Annotated in this window: 15 protein-coding genes; 11 read left to right on the top strand and 4 right to left on the bottom strand. The window is 44.4% G+C overall.

Translation table 11 applies throughout. The annotated features are described in order from the left end of the window. The first annotated feature begins 712 nt into the window (after positions 1-712). The 7 genes from GCHA_RS06425 to GCHA_RS06395 all read left to right on the top strand — a co-directional run bounded on the left by GCHA_RS06425 (position 713) and on the right by GCHA_RS06395 (position 7,570). A complete protein-coding gene (locus GCHA_RS06425) occupies positions 713-1,405 on the top strand; it encodes a MotA/TolQ/ExbB proton channel family protein (protein ID WP_007986333.1) in 693 nt (230 codons plus the stop codon). 5 nt (positions 1,406-1,410) lie between these two features. Then, positions 1,411-1,821 (top strand): ExbD/TolR family protein, encoded by a 411-nt coding sequence (locus tag GCHA_RS06420; protein ID WP_007986331.1) that lies wholly within the window; start codon positions 1,411-1,413, stop codon positions 1,819-1,821. Next, positions 1,818-2,237 (top strand): ExbD/TolR family protein, encoded by a 420-nt coding sequence (locus GCHA_RS06415; RefSeq protein WP_007986330.1) that lies wholly within the window; start codon positions 1,818-1,820, stop codon positions 2,235-2,237. The genes GCHA_RS06420 and GCHA_RS06415 overlap by 4 nt, the downstream gene beginning before the upstream one ends. Next, a complete protein-coding gene (locus GCHA_RS06410; RefSeq protein ID WP_007986328.1) occupies positions 2,237-3,244 on the top strand; it encodes an energy transducer TonB in 1,008 nt (335 codons plus the stop codon). Before GCHA_RS06415 ends, GCHA_RS06410 begins: the two co-directional genes overlap by 1 nt. 6 nt (positions 3,245-3,250) lie before the next feature. Then, positions 3,251-5,590: a TonB-dependent receptor gene (locus GCHA_RS06405; protein WP_007986326.1), complete on the top strand. Its 2,340-nt coding sequence runs from the start codon at positions 3,251-3,253 to the stop codon at positions 5,588-5,590. A 100-nt stretch (positions 5,591-5,690) separates the two neighbouring features. Continuing rightward, complete coding sequence (locus GCHA_RS06400) at positions 5,691-6,800, top strand: alpha-hydroxy acid oxidase (RefSeq protein WP_007986324.1); 1,110 nt, start codon at positions 5,691-5,693, stop codon at positions 6,798-6,800. Positions 6,801-6,886: 86 nt separating this feature from the next. Further along, positions 6,887-7,570, top strand: coding sequence for a Fe2+-dependent dioxygenase (locus tag GCHA_RS06395; RefSeq protein WP_007986322.1), 684 nt, complete (start codon positions 6,887-6,889; stop codon positions 7,568-7,570). Here GCHA_RS06395 and GCHA_RS06390 read toward each other — a convergent pair. From GCHA_RS06390 to GCHA_RS06375, 4 genes are all read right to left on the bottom strand, one after another. Next, the gene (locus GCHA_RS06390) at positions 7,567-9,540 is read right to left on the bottom strand and encodes a PAS domain-containing hybrid sensor histidine kinase/response regulator (RefSeq protein WP_007986320.1); all 1,974 of its coding nucleotides are present in this window, start codon (positions 9,538-9,540) and stop codon (positions 7,567-7,569) included. The genes GCHA_RS06395 and GCHA_RS06390 overlap by 4 nt on opposite strands. Before the next feature lie 17 nt (positions 9,541-9,557). Continuing rightward, entirely contained in the window at positions 9,558-10,301 is a 744-nt protein-coding gene (locus tag GCHA_RS06385; RefSeq protein ID WP_318248952.1) for an alpha/beta fold hydrolase, read from the bottom strand. Positions 10,302-10,640: 339 nt separating this feature from the next. Next, positions 10,641-11,264 carry a trimeric intracellular cation channel family protein gene (locus GCHA_RS06380; protein WP_007986316.1) on the bottom strand — a complete coding sequence of 208 codons (624 nt, stop codon included), beginning with the start codon at positions 11,262-11,264 and terminating at the stop codon, positions 10,641-10,643. A 54-nt stretch (positions 11,265-11,318) separates the two neighbouring features. Next, positions 11,319-11,831, bottom strand: a complete 513-nt coding sequence (locus tag GCHA_RS06375) for a DUF421 domain-containing protein (RefSeq protein ID WP_007986314.1) — start codon at positions 11,829-11,831, stop codon at positions 11,319-11,321. 697 nt (positions 11,832-12,528) lie between these two features. Between GCHA_RS06375 and GCHA_RS06370 the strand changes: the two genes are divergently transcribed. The 4 genes from GCHA_RS06370 (at position 12,529) to GCHA_RS06355 (ending at position 18,424) form a co-directional block, all read left to right on the top strand. Further along, the gene (locus tag GCHA_RS06370) at positions 12,529-13,131 is read left to right on the top strand and encodes a hypothetical protein (RefSeq protein WP_007986311.1); all 603 of its coding nucleotides are present in this window, start codon (positions 12,529-12,531) and stop codon (positions 13,129-13,131) included. A gap of 181 nt (positions 13,132-13,312) precedes the next feature. Next, positions 13,313-16,201: a UvrD-helicase domain-containing protein gene (locus GCHA_RS06365; RefSeq protein ID WP_039992175.1), complete on the top strand. Its 2,889-nt coding sequence runs from the start codon at positions 13,313-13,315 to the stop codon at positions 16,199-16,201. Between the two features lie 247 nt (positions 16,202-16,448). Next, positions 16,449-16,802 carry a RidA family protein gene (locus GCHA_RS06360; protein WP_007986306.1) on the top strand — a complete coding sequence of 118 codons (354 nt, stop codon included), beginning with the start codon at positions 16,449-16,451 and terminating at the stop codon, positions 16,800-16,802. Between the two features lie 236 nt (positions 16,803-17,038). After that, on the top strand, positions 17,039-18,424 hold the full coding sequence (locus GCHA_RS06355; RefSeq protein WP_007986304.1) for a GntP family permease: 1,386 nt from the start codon (positions 17,039-17,041) through the stop codon (positions 18,422-18,424). The last annotated feature ends 555 nt before the right edge of the window (positions 18,425-18,979 follow it).

Below are 18,979 nucleotides of genomic sequence, written 5' to 3'. Positions count from 1 at the left end.
GCAAAACCATTGCTCTTTGCGCAGGAGTCTGCGTATATGTATTAATCTCAATATCTGTAACAGGATCAGAAAATGTGAGCCAGGCATTGGCTCTTTAAAGGGCTAGAGCTCAAATCGTGTTCGCGTAGGTGAGTATTGTGCAATCAGCTTTACTCGCAACCCCCTACGGTAGCTTGATGCCTAGGGATATCTTGTAACGCTCAGCATTGTCTATCAATCCTCTGCAAAGGCTTTCAATGCTTGGAGAAATCGAGGCCGAATCGAAACGCCACACCACTGAATAGATGAGGGAAGTGGGGTTGTAGTTTTCTGTTCTGGCGCGTTTATTAATTATATTGATTCTTTGCAAACCACTCATTCACTCGTGTGTCATTAAGCACCCACTGCAACCATACCCTTGCTGTTTGTGTGCTCAAATGCAGAACATATGGCTTTTTATCACTACCTGAGGAAGGGCCATCACTCCTGACACTCTGAATACAACTCAATATCATTACTTTATAAATCCCTGCTTTTTTCGAATTTAACAATGGTTATCTCTGCGTATATCGCTTGCTTATAATATTTATGCTGCACTCACGTATTTTGTTATAACCAAAATTGGCAGAAATGACATTTATCGTCAGTTTTAGTTCAATAAACAGTTGTCACAAACCTTATTACGATGTAAATTGATAATCGTTCTCATTTAGATTGTTGTTAGGGTGTTACTGTGATTGATTTGCTCGTAAATGGTGGGGTAGTGGTGTGGCTTTTGATCAGCCTATCCGTAGTTGCTCTTAGTGTAGGTGCGTTTAAAGCTTGGCAGTTTTATAGCACGCGCCCAACACCTGCTGATGCAATTGAACAAGCATTTGGTTTCTTACAACAAGGTAAACACGCTCAAGCATTGTTGCTAGTGAATGGCCAGCGTAACTATCGCGCAGCACTCATTAGCAGTACGGTTCAGTTAATAGATAAATCTTCTCTGGCATTAGACGACATCAAAGATGAAATCTATCGCCAAGCTCAACTCGCCATAGCACAGCTCAACAGTTACTTACGTGTCTTGGAAGTGATCGCTACATTAGCGCCATTGATGGGGCTTTTTGGTACGGTGATCGGCATGATAGAAGCATTTAAGGCAATGGAATCAGCTGGTGCTCAAGTAAACCCAGCGGTACTTTCAGGGGGTATTTGGCAAGCACTACTGACCACCGCTGTGGGTTTGGCCGTGGCTATTCCTGTTTCCATGTTGAATAGTTATTTTGAACGCAAAGCAGAAGTAGAAGCACAGGCCATTCAAAATGACTTGCAACGTGTTTTTACCATTTACGCCAGTGCTAGTAACAGTCGCCAAGGAGCGAATAGTAAACCCACAAGTGTTACTAAGACATCCACCACGACAAATCAAGGCGCTGAGTAGTCGTTATGTCTACCTTGTTATTGCCGCAACGTCGCAAACAAAGTATTAGCCTCACGGCATTAATCGATGTGGTGTTCATTCTTCTAATGTTCTTTATGTTGACCTCATCATTCACCAAATTTAGTGCGCTAGAGATGCAGTCAAGCTTGGCAGCAAGTACGGCCTCTGACAGCAAGCCTCAGCTGCTTCGTTTAGCACTTGATGGGCAATTATCCAGTGAGCAAACTACAGCATTAACAGACAGTGCTTTGACAAGCGATTTTGATATAAGCATGCCAACTGTGTTGCAGCCAACGCCTGATACCCAAGTGCAGGTGATAGTTGATGCTTTGTCGCGCTTGAAGACGTTGGGTTTTACGCAAGTGACGTTAGGGAAGTCTCGCCCTCAAGCAAATTTGGCTGCGGGGCAACAATGAGTATTTTCAATCAAGCACAGACCCAAAGACGTAAAACAAATAGCGACGATAATTTAATTCCATTGATTAACATTGTTTTCTTGCTGCTGATCTTCTTCATGATTGCAGGAAAAATAGAGCAAATTCAAGACGCTGGTTTAACGTTGCCAGAAAACAGTCAAACAAAGCCCGCGGTAGCTCAGCCAATCACCTTGCAGCTTTCAAAAGATAATGAAATTCATCTGAATAATGAAGTGGTTAATTTTGAGGAATTACCTAACGCGCTAACTCAGTTATTGCAGGAGCACCCAGCCAATATTGCCGTGCGTGCTGATAAGCAAGTGACCTATCAAGACTTAGACAAAGTGCTTGATACACTACGTGCTGCAGGGTTTAGCACCATCAACTTATTCACCCTAACGACAGAGGCAAGTTGATGCGTGCTGCTACACAACAAAACAGTGAACAACAGCGCATAGCCACTCAACCATATGGCAGCACTGGCTTACTTTCTCCGAGTTTTCATAGCGGTGGCTATAAACGCCAGTGGTTGATCGCAATAGCCGTTGCTACTGCCTTACACGCAGGTTTGTTTGCAGCACTTTCGATTAAATCTGAAGAAGTGAGAGGCACTGCCATCGGCGAAGGTCAAGACGGTATCGAAGTGGGCCTTGGTATGCTAGGTGCCTATCAAGATCAAGAATTGGTTGAGTCACAGCAGATGGAAGAAACGGTCGAACCCGTTGTGAAACCTAAGCCTGAACCTAAGCCAGAGTCAAAACCTGAACCTGAGCCAAAGCTCCAACCAGAACCTGAGCCGAAAGTAGAGCCAGTCGTTGAAGAGGTGGCACCTGTTGCAGAATCAATAGCTGTACCCGTTGTTGAACAAGCATCAGCGCAAAACGCGATACAAAAAGTGGAAGAACTGAAAGAGCCGAAAGAACAGTTACCCGAGCCTGAAGTAAAGGAGCCAACACCCACGCAGCCCCCGCCTGAGCAACAGGACGTAGCGGTTAGCAATGATGCGGCAGAAAAGGCGCAGTCTGACGACAGCGCCCCCGCACCTGCTGCGCAAAAGGCCACAACACGGGGTACCGGCAGTGCAAGTTCAAATCGTTCTGGAGGCCGCGCGGGCAACGCAAAAGACTTCTTCGCAGAGCTACAGGCGCATTTGCGCAAATATAAGACCTACCCAAGAGAATTGAAAAAGCAAAAAATTGAAGGCGTGGTGCAGTTGCAATTCACCATCGATCACGATGGCTATGTATTGGCCTCTAGCATCAAAGAAAGCTCAGGCTCAGCTGAACTGGACAAGGCTGCGCTTGATATGTTGCAAAAGGCCAACCCTTTGCCACTTGTACCCGATTCAATCAAACGAGAAAAGATCACGCTAGTGATCCCCATCGAATATTCGTTAATCACCAACTCAGCATTTAAGGATTAGTTACCAATGAGTAGAACAAAAACGTGTCAAATAGCGCCATTGAGCCTTCGCTCACCCAAGGTTAACACTAATAAAACCTTGTTAGCATTAAGCGTACCCGGCATGTTAATGAGCCCATTTGCTATGGCTCAGGAAGACGAGCCAATTGTATTAGATACGATGCAAATTGAAGAGCGGACGGTTGACACCAACCCTTATGCTCAAGCAGGAGCGCCTTATAAAGCGCAAGTTTCTGGTGATTCTCGTCACGTCAAAGAGTTAGCTGATACCCCACAAACTATTAGTGTTCTTACTCAAACTCAAATTCAAGAATCTGGTAAAACAGATCTAAAAGATATCTTGGCAGCTCAGCCAGGTATTACTCTAGGCACAGGTGAAAACGGCAACGCATTTGGAGACCGTTACATTATTCGTGGCCACGAAGCACGTAGTGACGTGTTTGTTGATGGTTTGCGTGATCCAGGCATGACTACCCGCGAAAGCTTTGCAACTGAACAAGTTGAGATCACTAAAGGTCCAAGCTCTACCTTTGCTGGGCGTGGTTCAACAGGTGGTGCGGTTAACAGCATTACGAAGCAAGCGAGCACAGAATATGACTTCTCTAAGCTTGAAGCTGGTTTAGGAACTGACGATTATCGCCGTATTGCGCTTGATAGCAACAAACGTATCAATGATGACCTAGCAGTGCGCGCCAACATCTTGCATTCGTACAAAGAAATTCCAGACCGAGGCCCTGCAGATCAGGAGCGTAATGGTCTTGCCCTTTCTGTTGATTACAAAGCAACAGACAAGTTAAAACTAACCGCTGACTATTACTATTTAAAAGCGGAAGATACCCCTGACTTGGGAACCTATATTGTGGCAGGCGGTGGTAAGCCAGTCGCAGATTTACCTGTGTACAGCCAAGACGGTCAAGACTTTCTAGAGTCTGAAATTAATACCTTCACCTTGCGTGCTCAATATGAAATTGACAGCAACACTCGCGTTGAGAACCTAATGCGTTACGGCACGACCGACAACGGTTATGTAACCACCGGCGCACGCGGTACCAACCGTGATGCCACTGACCCTGACGCACCAGGCGCAGCAACGGTTAGCCTAAGTACGCACCAAGGTTGGCAAGAAGTAGACTACTTTGCAGATCAGCTAAACGTGTATTTAACCCGCGACCTAGGCGGTTTAAAGCACAACTTTGTAGTCAGTGCTGAGTACAGTGCCCTTGACGTAGACAATGGTGTTTATAATGTGACTAATACCGGCGAAACCAACTGTATTACAGCTGGGCGCAGGGGTGCATCTGAAGGTTTCTGCATAGTTGACACAAGTGGAAACTACATTGACAACATTTCAAATGTAATGGGCCGCAGCATTGAAAAAGGTGCTCAGGATTCAGATTATTCAATTGATACTGTGTCTGTATCATTGATGGATACAGTTGATATCAATGAGTTTTGGTCTGTATTCGCCGGTGTACGTGCCGATAGCTTCGATTACGAGAACGTCGTGACCAGTGGTGGCGTTGATACCGCTTATGATTATTCAGATACCCTTTGGAATGGCCACGTTGGCGTGGTGTATAACATCAATGAAGATGCCAATGTTTATCTTACCTACAGCACCTCAAGCAACATCAATGGTGGTGAGTCTGACTTAGGCGGTAACTGTGGTTACGGCGGTATCTGTGGCGACCCTCAGCAGGTGACTGACAGCAAACCTGAAGACACTGAAAACTTCGAACTAGGAACGAAATGGAATGTATTCAACGACAAGCTGTTGCTAACCGCTGCTATCTTCCAAATCACCAAAGATGACGTAATGGAAAGTATCGGTGACGATGACTACGCCAGTTTAGGTACGCTTAATACGGGTAAAAACCGCGTTAAAGGTGCTGAGTTCTCAGTGGTAGGTAACATTACCGAAGATTTAAGCACCCAGTTCGGTGTGACGTTTATGGACGCTGAAGTGCTTGAATCATTCGATACAGATAGCGTCGGTCGTACCTTGAGTAACTTTGCGGATAACAGTGCGTTTTGGCAACTACGTTATCAAGCAAGCGATGCATTCTCATTTGGTGGCACCATGACGTACTCAAGTGAAATGTACGCAGGGCAACCTGATTCAGGTGCTGGCTTTAACACTGAGATCAATGATTATTCGTACAAGGTGCCTAGCTACACGTCATTTGATGTTTTCGCGACTTATGCCTTCAGCGAGCAGCTTAACTTGCGCTTAAACGTTGCTAACGTCACGGATAAAGATTACTACTTAGCGGCTTACCGTAGTGGTGCATTTACCTACATTGGTGCAGCGCGTAACGCTAAGCTAACGTTAACCTACGAGTTTTAATTTTCGTTAAAAACGTTTTATTACAATTTACGTAATGTAATCAAGGGAGCAGGTTGGTTTTCAACGTGCTCCCTTTTTTCTTTTACGTTAAGATTTGCTCATGAAAACAGATCATTATGTGTTACCCAAATTAAGTCAAATTCCCGCCGATGTGATTGCTATTTGTGATTACGAGCGCCTTGCAAAAGAGTATATGCCCCACGGTATTTATGAATATATTGCGGGCGGAGCAGGGGACGACATTACACTCAATCGCAACCGTGCTGCATTTGATGCCATAGGTATGAACAAGCGTGTTTTACGTAAATTTACCAAAGGCACAACAGAAATTACCCTAAGCTCAGACCGTTTCAACTGGCCTATGTTGATTGCTCCCCTTGCTTATCAAAGTTTATTACACCCAGAAGGTGAGCTTGCCACTGCACAAGCCGCCAACGCGGTAAATATGGGCATGATGAGCAGTACCTTGTCCACTGTGAGACTTGAAGAAATTGCGGCTAAGCAGCAAACGCCGAAATGGTTTCAGTTGTACATGCAGCCTGATCCCGAGCATACCCTGGATTTGGTCAGACGCGCCGAAAATGCGGGTTACACTGCCATAGTGGTAACGGTAGACGCGCCGGTGAGCGGCCTAAGAAATCGCCAGCAAAGAGCTGGGTTTAGTTTACCCCCAAGTGTCATGGCAGCCAATTTAGTAAATTACCCTACGTCAAAGACGCAATCGTTATCACCAGGTCAAAGTGTATTGTTAAACGGGCTAATGGCCGATGCACCAGATTGGGACGATATTCAATGGTTACGTGAAAACACGCGTTTACCGGTTTGGATAAAAGGCATCAGTCACCCGCAAGATGCGATATTAGCGGCCGAAAGTGGTTGTGCTGGCATTGTGGTATCGAATCACGGGGGGCGCACATTAGACGGCTTAGCGGCGAGCATTGATTTGTTGCCACCGATTAGAAACGCGGTAGGCGATGATTTCAGTATCTTGCTGGATAGTGGTATACGCCGTGGGACCGATATTTTTAAAGCTATTGCCCTTGGTGCAAATGGCGTATTGATTGGTCGACCTGTTCTAAATGGCCTAGCAGTTGCAGGGGCGTTGGGTGTGGCCCATAGTTTAACCTTGTTACAGCAAGAGTTAGAATTAGCCATGGCACTCACAGGCTGTGAGACGATTGACGACATTACCTTAGATTGTATTTATTGATTTTCATAAAACGCACGAGTGGGCAAGGTTGTTATACTCAATAAACAGCAAGAAAATTCACTCATCTAGGCCTTAAAGAGAGACGCATGTTAACCGTTATTGAAGATTTATTATCCAAACAAGAAGTCGCTAAATTTACCCAGTCACTAGACAAAGGCCAGTGGATAGATGGTAAGCATACGGCTGGCAGTCAGGCGTCAAAAGTGAAATACAATCAACAGCTTGACGATTCAAGTGCATTAGCTACAGAGCTAAGAAACGTGGTGATCCGAAAGTTGTCAGCCAACGCGCTCTTTATGTCGTCTGCCTTGCCAAATAAGATATATCCCCCTAAGTTTAACCGCTATCAAGGCGGCGAACACTACGGGCTGCACGTAGACAGCTCCGTTATGCCAATTCCGAACAGCCATCAAATGTTACGTACCGATCTTTCCGCGACTTTGTTTTTATCAGAGCCAAGTACTTATGACGGCGGGGAGCTTAGCATTGAGACCCAATTTGGTTTACAGCAAATCAAACTTAATGCGGGCAGCGTTATTTTGTATCCAGCTAACAGTTTGCATCAAGTCAACCCCGTTACAAAAGGGCATAGAACAGCCTCATTTTTCTGGGTAGAAAGCTTAGTACGCAGTAACGACCAACGCAGTATGCTGTTCGATTTAGACCAATCAATTCAAGCGCTTACTGTAGAGCTGGGCAGCAATGATGCAGAAGTAAAACGCTTAACTGGGGTGTATCATAACCTTATGCGTAGTTGGGCTAGCTGTTAGTCGTTTGCTGTGGTTAAAACTGCTATTGATAAGAGCGCCGTTAATTCGCTGTAATCAATTGGTTTAACAAGGTGTCGGTCAAATCCCGCGCCTTGGGCCAGTGCCTTATCTTTATCTTGTCCCCAGCCTGTAGCCGCGATAAGAAATATGTCTTTCCCCCAACTTGTTTCTCGTATCTTACCAGCCACTTGGTAGCCGTTTAAATCCGGCAAGCCGATATCTAGTAGCACTACATTCGGGCGAAATTCCTCTGCAGCCGACAAACCTGAGGCACCGTCGTATGCCACACGCGTAGTGTGGCCATTAAACTCGAGTAAAAACGATAAACTTTCGGCCGCATCAACATTATCTTCAATAATTAATATCCGCAGGTGGTTTGCAATATTTGGGTCTTTTTGTCCGTCCTCGGCGCGTTCACCTTTAGGGAGGGCTTCTTGGGGATTCGTTACTATGGGTAAACTTACGATAAATTCGCTGCCTTGGTTTTCCCCATCACTAAGTGCGACTATGTTTCCTCCATGTAACTTGACTAAACCATGCACCAGTGACAGACCAATACCTAAGCCTCCCTGAGCCTTGTCGAGAGCCGGTGTCAGCTGGGAAAACATATTAAATACGTTTGTTAGCTGCTCCGCAGGTATGCCAATCCCAGTGTCTTTTACTGACACGATGGCTTGGTTTTCTTGTTTGAAAACGTTTAATAAAATGTCACCCCCTTTAGGGGTATATTTACCTGCATTGGTTAGCAAGTTAACAATAATCTGGGTGATGCGCGTGGCATCTGCGTCAATGATGATTGGATGTTGCGGTTTATTTACCGTTAGATTGTGCTCGGAGGATTTCATTAGGTCCTGCACAGATTCGACGGCGTTTTGCACCGCATCATCAATATTAATCGGTTCTGTGCGCAGAGATAACCGACCTTGGGATATTCTTGAGGCCTCCAATAAGTCGTCAACCAAATGAGTTAACTGAGAAACATGCCGTTCGATCATGTCTCGAGACCAATGCATAAAGGTATCATCCGTTTCTTTTGCGCGCATTATCTCAAGCACATTGCAAATGGGAGCAAGCGGGTTTCGTAATTCATGCCCTAATGTGGCTAAGAACTCGTCCTTTCGACGATCAGCGATTGATAACTGTTGATTTAGTGCATTGAGTTGTTCTTCTGCGGCTTTGCGGTCAGATATATCCATGATGATGCCGACAATTGACAGTGCTTGGTCTTCATCAGTGTAGGTGGCATGCCCGCGGGTTTCCATGGTTAACCAGCTGTCGTTCTTATGCCGAATTCGAAACTGAACGTTGTAGTCGGACTTGCTCTCTATTGCCTTTTCTATTTCGGCTATGAATTGACTTCGATCATCTGGATGAATGATTTGGTAAAACGCTTGGGATGATTCCCAGTACTCATTGTCGCTATGTCCAATTAACTGCTGTAGTTCTGGGCTCCACCAAATTTGGTCGGCTATTAGATTTTGCGACCACACGCCCATACGCGCACTGCGAAGAGCAATACCCAGCATGTCACGACTTTCTTGCAATTTCTCTTGGGTGGTGCGTAGTGACGCCAGAGATTCTTCCACTGATTTTCTGGCAGTGATCAATTCACGTTCGTAGTTTTTGCGTTCAGTGGCTAAGAAAAAAGCTAATTGGTCAAAACGTATTTCACCCTGCTGGTGGCGACTACCGTTGATTAACATAGGTAAAACGCTGCCGTTTTTGGCTTTGATGTCGATTTGCACCTCAGACACAGAGCCTTGTAGTTGGAGCAAAGGCGCCCAATGTGTGTGATGAAAGAATCGGCCACCTATGGTGAACAGTTCTTGGATTTTGCGTTTATCGACAATCTCATCAAGGCTATAACCCAACCAACCGCAAAACGTCGCATTTGCACGTAAAATGGTGCCATCTGTTTGAGCCGTGACTAGGCCACAAGGGGCATGTTCAAATAAGTATGCTAAATCCAAAGTGCTATTCATTTAGGCTAATAGTTTTTAAGATAATTTTCGATGGCTTGGGTACTAGCATCTGGCGCGCTTAAGTGAGGACAGTGACCCACGTTATCGATGATGCAAATTTCTGCCTTTGGCATGGCGCGTTTCATATACTGACCCACAGTGCACGGCGCGATAAAATCGTCACTGCATTGAAGAATTAAGGTCGGAGTGTGTGACAACACCAATGCATCTCGATGGTCTGAGAGAAATGTAACTCGGGCGAAATGTTTGGCTATTTCAGGGTCTGTCCTGCAAAAACTGTTGGTTAGCTCTTCGCCCAACTCAGGTTTCTCAGGCGACCCCATAATCGCGGGTGCCATCGTACTGGACCATCCTAAATAATTGCTGTCGATTGTATCGCAAAGCTCTTCTATATCGTCTCTTGTAAAGCCGCCAATATATTCACCGTCGTTAATATAACAAGGAGAAGGACCGATCATGATTTGGCACCTAAATTTGTCAGGTGCTGTAACTGATGCAAGAAGGCCAATGGTCGCGCTAACAGAATGACCAATGAAGATAACTGGTTGATCCGATACTGCATCAATGATTTCTATCAAATCTTCAGCGTACCCTTGCAAGGATGCATACTTTTTAAAGTCATAGGCAGACAAATCAGATCTACCGCTGCCGACTAAATCAAACAACACGACTTTAAACCTTTGTTTGAAAGAAGGCGTTAAATAGCGCCACATGTTCTGATCACATCCAAAGCCATGGGCGAAAACAATAGTGACGGGGCCATCACCAATAATTTGAATATTGTTGCGAGTGTAAATGCTGATAAAGTTTCTCTTTTGCGCTCTCCGCTACTCATTGCTTAATGGTTTATTTAAAGCAAATAATGAGTGGAGATGGTTCGTATAGTTTTACAGATGATTAATTTATATTTATACAGGTCTAGAAACACCAGAGCAACGAATTCTGCTGTACCAAATGTAAATCTTATATTTAGAAACTCAGGGCTACTGACCAATAGCCCTTCAAAGAATAAATAGTAGAGGAGTTAAAACGTACGGCGAGAAAATAGCTTTAACGCCTATTGCCGCGACTCTTTAGCGGGTCCTTGGTTAACTATGGTGCTTCCTTTTAAAAATATGGAACTTCCAGTTCCAGTGTAGGGCCCCCATTCTTATAAACACTGTGGTGAAAAGTGAACCTAGTATGCACCACACATAGGGCACGCCCAGTGTAAAGAGCAAAGCGTAAGCTAAACCGCCCGCAATACAGGCTGATGCGTATAGTTCACCGCGCATAACAGAAGGTATTTCACGACAAATCACATCGCGGATTAGGCCACCAAATATGCCCGTAGTGGTACCCATGGTAATGGCGATCACCATACCGGTGCCGCCGATAAGTGATTTTTCTATGCCGATAATATTAAAAATGGCCATACCCACGGCATCAAGCAGTAACAAATAATAGTTTGAGACGTTAGGCAGGTAACGAATAAACAAAATGGTAATTACTATTGCACCGTAGGTTGAATACAAATAATCCGGATCCGCTACCCAAAAAACGGGTTCGTTTAGCAGTAAATCGCGCAAAGAGCCGCCCCCTAAAGCGGTGGCACACGCAACGACAACTACACCAAAACCACCGACTTTTTTTTCATAACCAAGCAAAGTGCCGGACACCGCAAAGAAAGCGACACCGATTATATTTAATAAGTGAAAATAGTCGTCAGACATAGGGCTTATCTACTCAATGTAATAAGGTGTAACTAGGGCGAAATTAGAGTGTAGCTAATGCTTCTCATCGTGCAGTTTCATTATAAGGTGATCGTGTATTTCACTTTTAGGCACAATGCTTAGCTCTCCGTCTGCTTCAAACACGACTGCCATAACGCGACTTGAGTCACCAAAACCTGCTTTTCTAACGCCAGCTTCTACCTCAGTGCAGGTTAGGCGTGCCTCCTTCATGGCCTTATCGATGTAGTGACCATCAAAAAATACCAATTGGGGGGAAACCTTGATGACGTTGTCGAAACGAGAGAAGTGTGCACTGGCCAGCGTGACCAGATACTGTAAAAAGAACAAGAAAGAAGCGGCAATTAGCACCTCTGAAAGTAAGACATCTTTGAGCAATATGGCTAATCCAAAAATTGTGCCCGTGGTCACTGTGATAACCCAATCAAAGTTGTTCATTTTCGCAAACGAGCGCTTACCCACTAAGTGTGTCGCGATCAATAAAAACAAGTAAACAATTAATGTACTAATAACTATCCGTAGGATTTCATCCCAAGATTCAAAAAACATCTGTACCTCCTGTTATGCGAAATGTTGCTTTTTGATCAAAGTAGATACTCGTCTCTGTGCACAATTCATTGATAAAACGACTTTATATTTACCGATTTTTTATCAAGTGATTATCAAGTAATGTGCCAAGCCTCTTTCGATGTGCTGATTAGTATTACGCTAGTTACAACGCTAGGGTTTTAAAGGTGCTTAGGTCTACTTGCTGGTAACGACGCAAATAGTATTTTGATTATGGTCTAGTTGAATTGGGTAAAAATGTGACGCGATCATGTAGGTTTTTCATGGCACGCAAAATACCGTCGCTTGCGGGGCGTGTTGCTTTTACAAGCGTAGTGCTCACTTTATAAACGTTTTAGATAATATTTGGGGTGATAAAGTAAGGAAATAGCGCTTTTCTTAGATTAAATCTCTTATTAAACCGAGTGTAATAAGCGCTAATTCTGGCCTTCATAAAGATTTGCAGCAGTTTTTATGGTAATGTAATTCAACTAACTCGATCACTGCATGTCTATAAATCAAAGACGTTGCGCTTGGGAGAAGCGATCTTACTAAGTCGATCTAAGAGGTCGAGATAAACCGATTTCTGTTCAAGATTTGTTGATAAACATTCATTGTTAATGTTCACCCTTTCACCGAGGGAAAGTCAGCATCGTGACAGTGGTATAAGTAAAAATATAATAATAACGGAGGTAAGGATATGGAACCCGATTATGAACAGGCTCAAGATAAAAAGCTGGAAGTAAATCAAGTATTGCGTAGTTCGTTGATCGAAGTTGGCCTAGAGCCTGATGCAACAGATGAGCTAATAACCACTACGCTTAATCCTGCTATTGCTGTTCGAGCCCCTAAAAAACCTGTTTCCAATGAACAGTTGGAAGCAGAGCCTGAACAGTCAGTAAAACCGGGAAATATCAAACTCAGTATTAACACCTTGATTGAGCACATTGAAAAAAGTCAACCACCTGGTGTTAACCCAAAGCACGAGCCCTGGCTTGGCATATATGCCTTTATTGAACTGTTACGTTTAATCAGTGATATACAGAGCGTTACGATCAGCGAAAATGACGCGATGGTGATTTGGTGCATGTGGTTTGTCAGAGCGAGGCGAACCAATACCATTAGTGGGAAGGATCTGCTAACCAAAATTAATTCTCATTTAATTCGTTATGAGCGTACCGCGTTGTCAGAAAGTGAACTGGAGACAAGTTTGCAAAATCTTGAAGAAATCAGCGCGATCCGTAAATCAAAAAATGCCGCAGACAGTTGGTACTTAGTGGGTTGGGTAAAAAGAACGTACTAATCAATGGTTAACGCGAGCATCACTTAAAAGCGCTTATTCAGGAGAATGACCGTTTTTTAAGTGATGCGGGCGGATTTCATTGTTCTTCATGCTTAATACCGCTTTTCGCTTCTTTTTCGGCGCTTTTAACAGTAAACCAGTAAACATTTTTAAATTAAAAACCATCTACAAGTAGGTTCCTTTGCGTTCGAAAGTTTCACCGTCGTTGACGGATACCCCACCTGAAATTAACTCAATTCATCATAATAAACACACAACACAAACAACATCATTCGTTATTCAACTCAGTTGGTTTGGGCGGATTTTTTCCTATTTGCAGTCTGGATTAATAGTGGATGAGCATAGCCTTGTTTTTCCAGAAGGCTTTGTGCCACCAAAAGCGCTAAAAACGCTTGTGGTTAATGGCCGTTCGAAAGCCCAAGTTAAGCGAAAGAGATACAGTTTGTTATGGCAGCACTTTGATATTCCTCCGGTCTTTGAATGGCGATGGCTGGGGGCAACATTGATCTATCAGGTGAATGGGATGGTGTATGAGTTGCACTTTATCGGTTACCGCGATAGCAGGGCCTTTGCTGGTCAAATCAAAAGTCAGTGGGCACATTATCATCAAAAGCGATTACTGAAATTAGTGAGCAATGTGGAAAACACAACACAGGCGCGATATTTAAGGCACTCTCGCTTAAAGGCGATACAACAACGAGTAGCCCAAGAATACCCACGTTGGCTCCCTTGGGCTCAAAGTACTCATTTAAGTAACTCGATAGGAGATGCAGTCGCAAAGCTTAAGGTGATGCACAATTGGAGCGAAACGGATATCAATGAACTTCGAGAACGCTTTATTCAAAAGCAACTGCGCCTTTACCGCAATTATTTCGATACCGTTGAGTCTAACCCGTTGACAGAAAAGCAGCGCCGAGCGGCTGTTATTGATGATGACAGTAACTTATTACTGGCGGGCGCTGGCACGGGAAAAACCAGTGTAATGGTGGCAAGGGCCGGTTATTTACTAACAAGTGAGCAGGCTCGTCCAGAAGAGATCTTATTGCTTGCCTACGGTAAAAAAGCCGCTACAGAAATGGATGAACGGATAAAAGATAAGCTGGGTATTGATAGCATCAAAACCAGTACTTTTCATAGTTTAGGTTTAACCATTATTAGTCAAGTGGAAGGCAAGCAACCGAGTTTATCTGCTTGGGTAAATGATGAGGAAGCAAAAACGCAATGGGTACAGGCTACGATGGAAAGCCAGTTACTTAACGCGCGCTACCGGCAACAACTGATAAAATACATGAGCGACTTTTACTATCAGCCAAAAAACACATTTGAGTTTACTGCACAAAGTGATGTAGACCGGTACATAACAAGTAACGATATTCGCACCTTAAAAGGTGAGCGTGTCAATGATGTTGCTCATCTGCATATTGCGAACTGGCTGCTCTTACACGGCATTGAATATCACTACAATGCAACGTATGAGTTCGCAGCGCTAGGCAAAGGCAAATGCGCCAGCAGTAATAGCAATCACAAAAGTGGCGCTGATGCCGCTAGCAGTGCGGTTGGCGTGATTAAAGCTGACTTTTATTTGCCGCTATCTAAAGTGTATATCGAGTATTACGCCCTCGATGAAAATGGTAATACACCGGCATATAAAGATAAAAATCACTATCAAAACATGATGCAGCGTAAGCGCGAACTGCATAGCCAACAGGGGAGTCGCTGCATTGAATTGTTTTATCACCAGTATGCCAACGGGAAATTAAACAACGCGCTAAAACGAGGGGTGAATAAAATGCAGCTAAACATTGTCCCCATAGACGATGAAACCGTATTGGACAGGGTGCGAGAGTCTGGGAGGTTGACCAAGTTAGCGGGCTTACTGAGCCAACTCATCACAGTATACAAATCGACTTGTCAAGGTAAGCTAACTCTAGAAAAAATACTACATAGGGTTGCTGGAAACACCACAAACACTGACATTCAACAAATTCGCCTCGTTTTTAGCTTGCTAAGGCCTATCTATCAACAATATCAAAAGTACCTAAGACAACAGGCGCAAATAGACTTTGAAGACATGGTTGGCAAAGCGATTAATTATGTAGAGCAGAAGAAGTTTATTGCTCCGTGGCGATATATCATGGTGGACGAATTTCAGGATATTTCCGAGCCGCGTGCGCGTTTAGTGCGAGCGCTACGTGACAGTACTTGGCCCAAGATCGCTCGGCCAGAAAGTGCCCAGCCAGAAAGAGCCCAGCCGGAAAGTGCAAAGCCAGAAAATGCAAAGCCAGAAAATGCAAAGCGAGAAAATGCAAAGCGAGAAAAAGCACAGCCCGCCTCTTTATTTTGTGTAGGGGATGATTGGCAAGCCATATATCGTTTTAGTGGTGCAGATGTCAGCTTGACGACAGGCTTTAGGCAGTATTTCGGCCCTAGTTCACAAAATGTACTAGACCAAACATTTCGTTTTAATGATCGTATCGGTAATACAGCAACCCAGTTTGTTAGCCAAAACCCTGAGCAGATAAGCAAAGAAATACGCTCTTTGTCCAAGGCGGATAAGCCCAGCGTATCCATTCTACAGTGTGAGGTGAACAGAAAATCGAATGACTTTTTATTACATCAGGCGCTTGCTGATATCGACAGCCAAGTGCACGTTAAGGGCAGGGCCCTGCACACTAAGCGAGTCTCAACTGTGTATATCTTAGGGCGGTTTTGGTTTCAATTGCCCGATAAAGAGACGTTAAAAAAACTCAACCAACAGTACCCGGATCTGCAGATTAGGAGTTTGTCGATACATGCAGCCAAAGGTAAAGAAGCTGACTACGCCATTCTCACTGGGATGACTCAAGGCCAACACGGCTTTCCAGCGAGCAAGGTAACCTCACCTTTATTGGAAGCGCTGTTGCCAGTTGAAGAGACTTATCCAAATGCGGAAGAACGGCGTTTGTTTTATGTGGCGTTAACCCGCGCGAAGCACAAGGTGTATATACTCGCTGATAAAAATCAGCCAAGCCCTTTTGTATCAGAACTTATGGGGCCAGCGTTCGACGTTGAGATCGTAAAATGTGCCTGAAGTAGTACTTATTCTATGATGCATCAGATATCCAGAGCTCAGCCGCGCGCACTCGGCATTTATTCAATTTGGGACGATGCCATGTTAATACGCCATGTAGATATGTCATGTTGAGGTTCAATTATTAAAAGGCTGTTATTAAAAACATTCTGCTTAGAGGCGGTATTTACAGATAAAAAATCACCGCACCTAGACCTAAATTGCTATTATCCGCCACTTCAATTTAACTGAATATTTAGAGGGTACAGTGGCAACAATCGAACGTAAAGAAACCAAACAACGTATGAGCCGAGTGGTTATACACCAAGGCACCGTTTATCTATGCGGGCAAGTAGCAGCGGATGCAAGCAAGGGAATTGAGGAACAAACTCAGACCATGTTAGATAAAGTCGACGCGCTATTGTTAAGTGCCAATAGTGATCGTGAACATATGTTGTCAGCGACTATTTATATCAAAGATATGGCTGATTTCGCTGCAATGAACGCAGTCTGGGATGCATGGGTACCACAAGGGCATGCACCGGCAAGAGCATGTGTGCAAGCCGCCATGGCAAGACCTGAATTACTCGTCGAAATATCAGTGGTTGCCGCGCAAAAATAGTATCTCTTATGATGGTACGGGAGACACTGATACCATCATAGTGCGGTTCATTAACACACATTGTGTTTCATGCTTATCCAGTATTTAGGTTACTTAGCCCAGTAAGAGCCTAAAATGAGAGGGTCAACAGCCATGTCGACCCTTATAGTCTTTTTGTAATTAATGCACAATAATGGATGAATCTCCCTTTGGTTGATGTTAAATTGTTGTTAATTAACAACAAATGAAGCCTAAGCATGCAAAATCAGCCCTTTATTCATGAACCTTGGTATTTATTAACCGTCGCGTTAGGTGCTGTGCTCGCCTTATTGTTTCTGATTGTACGCGTTCGTCTTCACGCCTTTATTGCTCTTTCTTTAGTCAGTTTAGTGACAGCCTTAGTTGCAGGCATTAGCGTGACAGAAGTGGTGCCTACGCTAATGGGCAGCTTTGGCGGTACCTTGGCGTCAGTGGCGTTGCTGGTCGGGCTAGGTGCAATGATAGGCAAGTTGCTGGAAGTGTCGGGCGGGGCGCAGGTTCTGGCGGATAATTTGGTCAATCGTTTTGGTCAAGACAAAGCGCCCCTAGCATTAGGGATCGCGTCATTATGCTTTGGTTTTCCTATCTTTTTTGACGCTGGCTTAATTGTGATGATGCCGATTATCTTTAGCGTTGCCCATCGATTTAACGGCTCGGTATTAACCTATGCCTTGCCTGCTGCGGGAGCTTTCGCAGTGATGCACGCCTTCGTACCACCGCACCCTGGCCCTGTTGCGGCTGCGGAATTTTTAGGGGCTGACATAAGCTTACTACTGCTAATAGGGCTCGTGATCGCCGCCCCAACTTGGTACTTAGGTGCCTATATTTTTGGTCAGTATGCGGGTAAGCGCTTCGATATCCCTTTGCATTCACTGTTCAGTCAGAACGGTTCACAAGCAGAAGGAGATAAACCAAGCAACCTGCCCAGTTTTTCCAGTGTGATGCTTATCTTACTTTTACCCGTGTTCCTGATTTTCATGGACACAGGCCTTAATACACTCATTGCCGCCAATGTTATACAAGGAGACAGTGGGCTGGTGCACACATTGCGCTTATTGGGCAAAACGCCCGTCGCGTTGCTGATTACCCTATTAGTCACTATTACTATATTTAGTCGACGTTTTGGCATGAGTAAAATGGAGCAGTGGTGCGGTGATTCTTTGGCACCTATTTGTGCCGTGATCTTGGTAACTGGCGCTGGTGGAATGTTTGGTGGAGTACTTAGGGCCAGCGGTATAGGTGACGCATTAGCAGGGCTGTTAGCCGATACAGGTATGCCGATTATTGTGGCTGGGTTTATTATTTCCGCTAGTTTGCGTGTGGCGCAGGGTTCAGCAACTGTAGCGCTAACAACAACGGCTGCTTTGTTAACCCCTATGGTGGCTATGAATACTGGATTGTCGGCGGTTGATTTATGCTGTTTGGTTATTGCTATTGCAGGTGGAGCGACCGTATTGTCGCACTTTAATGACTCAGGATTTTGGTTGGTTAGTCGTTTATTAAATATGGATGAAAAAACCACCTTAAATACGTGGACGGTAATGGAAACCTTACTTGGTAGTTTGGCGTTTATTTTTGCCTTGTGTATCAGCCTGATTTTCTAATTCAAGGCTATCTAATTCGGTGCTTAGTCGTTCTACAAAATGCAGGCTAAGTGCACGCTATCGGGTATAGCGTTCGCTTAGGCTGCAGCTAAATTGGCAACCAGTTTTATGACACGGCCATATAATTCAATACACTCTTAATTCAATACACTCTTAATTCATGACGTTCAGGTTATTTCTCATATGATGACCTCGCAATGTGTGTTCAAAACGACATCTACTAACGCACATGCTGACGCCGAGACTAGCGTCTAATCCTAGACATGAATCCTAGAAACCAAACCCGAGACAAGCCCCCGAGACAATTCCCCGAAACAAGTCCCCCGAGACAGAACCTCTAGAGTTACCAGAGAAACAGAATCAGTCGCGTATCTGCTTGTGCTATCAAGCGAGTCTTAGAGGCACTTTAATGTGTTGACAGCATGTCGCAAGGAACGTACATTAAATTAACATGCGGTTCACATGTATCGTATGGTGGTCATTTTGATTACGGTCGCAGCCGCCAGTGCAAGTGGACCAACCGAAATACATGTCAGCTTAACATTGCAGGAGTTA

The organism is Paraglaciecola chathamensis S18K6, assembly GCA_000314955.1.
GTDB classification, from domain to species: domain Bacteria; phylum Pseudomonadota; class Gammaproteobacteria; order Enterobacterales; family Alteromonadaceae; genus Paraglaciecola; species Paraglaciecola chathamensis.
The sequence above is the reverse complement of the archived record's forward strand: the minus strand, read 5'-3'. Positions and strand labels throughout refer to the sequence as shown.

Bases quoted from the DNA above. Each gene is read 5' to 3' on its own strand.
- GCHA_RS06420 (WP_007986331.1), top strand. From the start codon at position 1,411: ATGTCTACCTTGTTATTGCCGCAACGTCGCAAACAAAGTATTAGCCTC.
- GCHA_RS06415 (WP_007986330.1), top strand. From the start codon at position 1,818: ATGAGTATTTTCAATCAAGCACAGACCCAAAGACGTAAAACAAATAGC.
- GCHA_RS06410 (WP_007986328.1), top strand. From the start codon at position 2,237: ATGCGTGCTGCTACACAACAAAACAGTGAACAACAGCGCATAGCCACT.
- GCHA_RS06405 (WP_007986326.1), top strand. From the start codon at position 3,251: ATGAGTAGAACAAAAACGTGTCAAATAGCGCCATTGAGCCTTCGCTCA.
- GCHA_RS06400 (WP_007986324.1), top strand. From the start codon at position 5,691: ATGAAAACAGATCATTATGTGTTACCCAAATTAAGTCAAATTCCCGCC.
- GCHA_RS06395 (WP_007986322.1), top strand. From the start codon at position 6,887: ATGTTAACCGTTATTGAAGATTTATTATCCAAACAAGAAGTCGCTAAA.
- GCHA_RS06380 (WP_007986316.1), bottom strand. From the start codon at position 11,264: ATGTCTGACGACTATTTTCACTTATTAAATATAATCGGTGTCGCTTTC.
- GCHA_RS06375 (WP_007986314.1), bottom strand. From the start codon at position 11,831: ATGTTTTTTGAATCTTGGGATGAAATCCTACGGATAGTTATTAGTACA.
- GCHA_RS06370 (WP_007986311.1), top strand. From the start codon at position 12,529: ATGGAACCCGATTATGAACAGGCTCAAGATAAAAAGCTGGAAGTAAAT.
- GCHA_RS06355 (WP_007986304.1), top strand. From the start codon at position 17,039: ATGCAAAATCAGCCCTTTATTCATGAACCTTGGTATTTATTAACCGTC.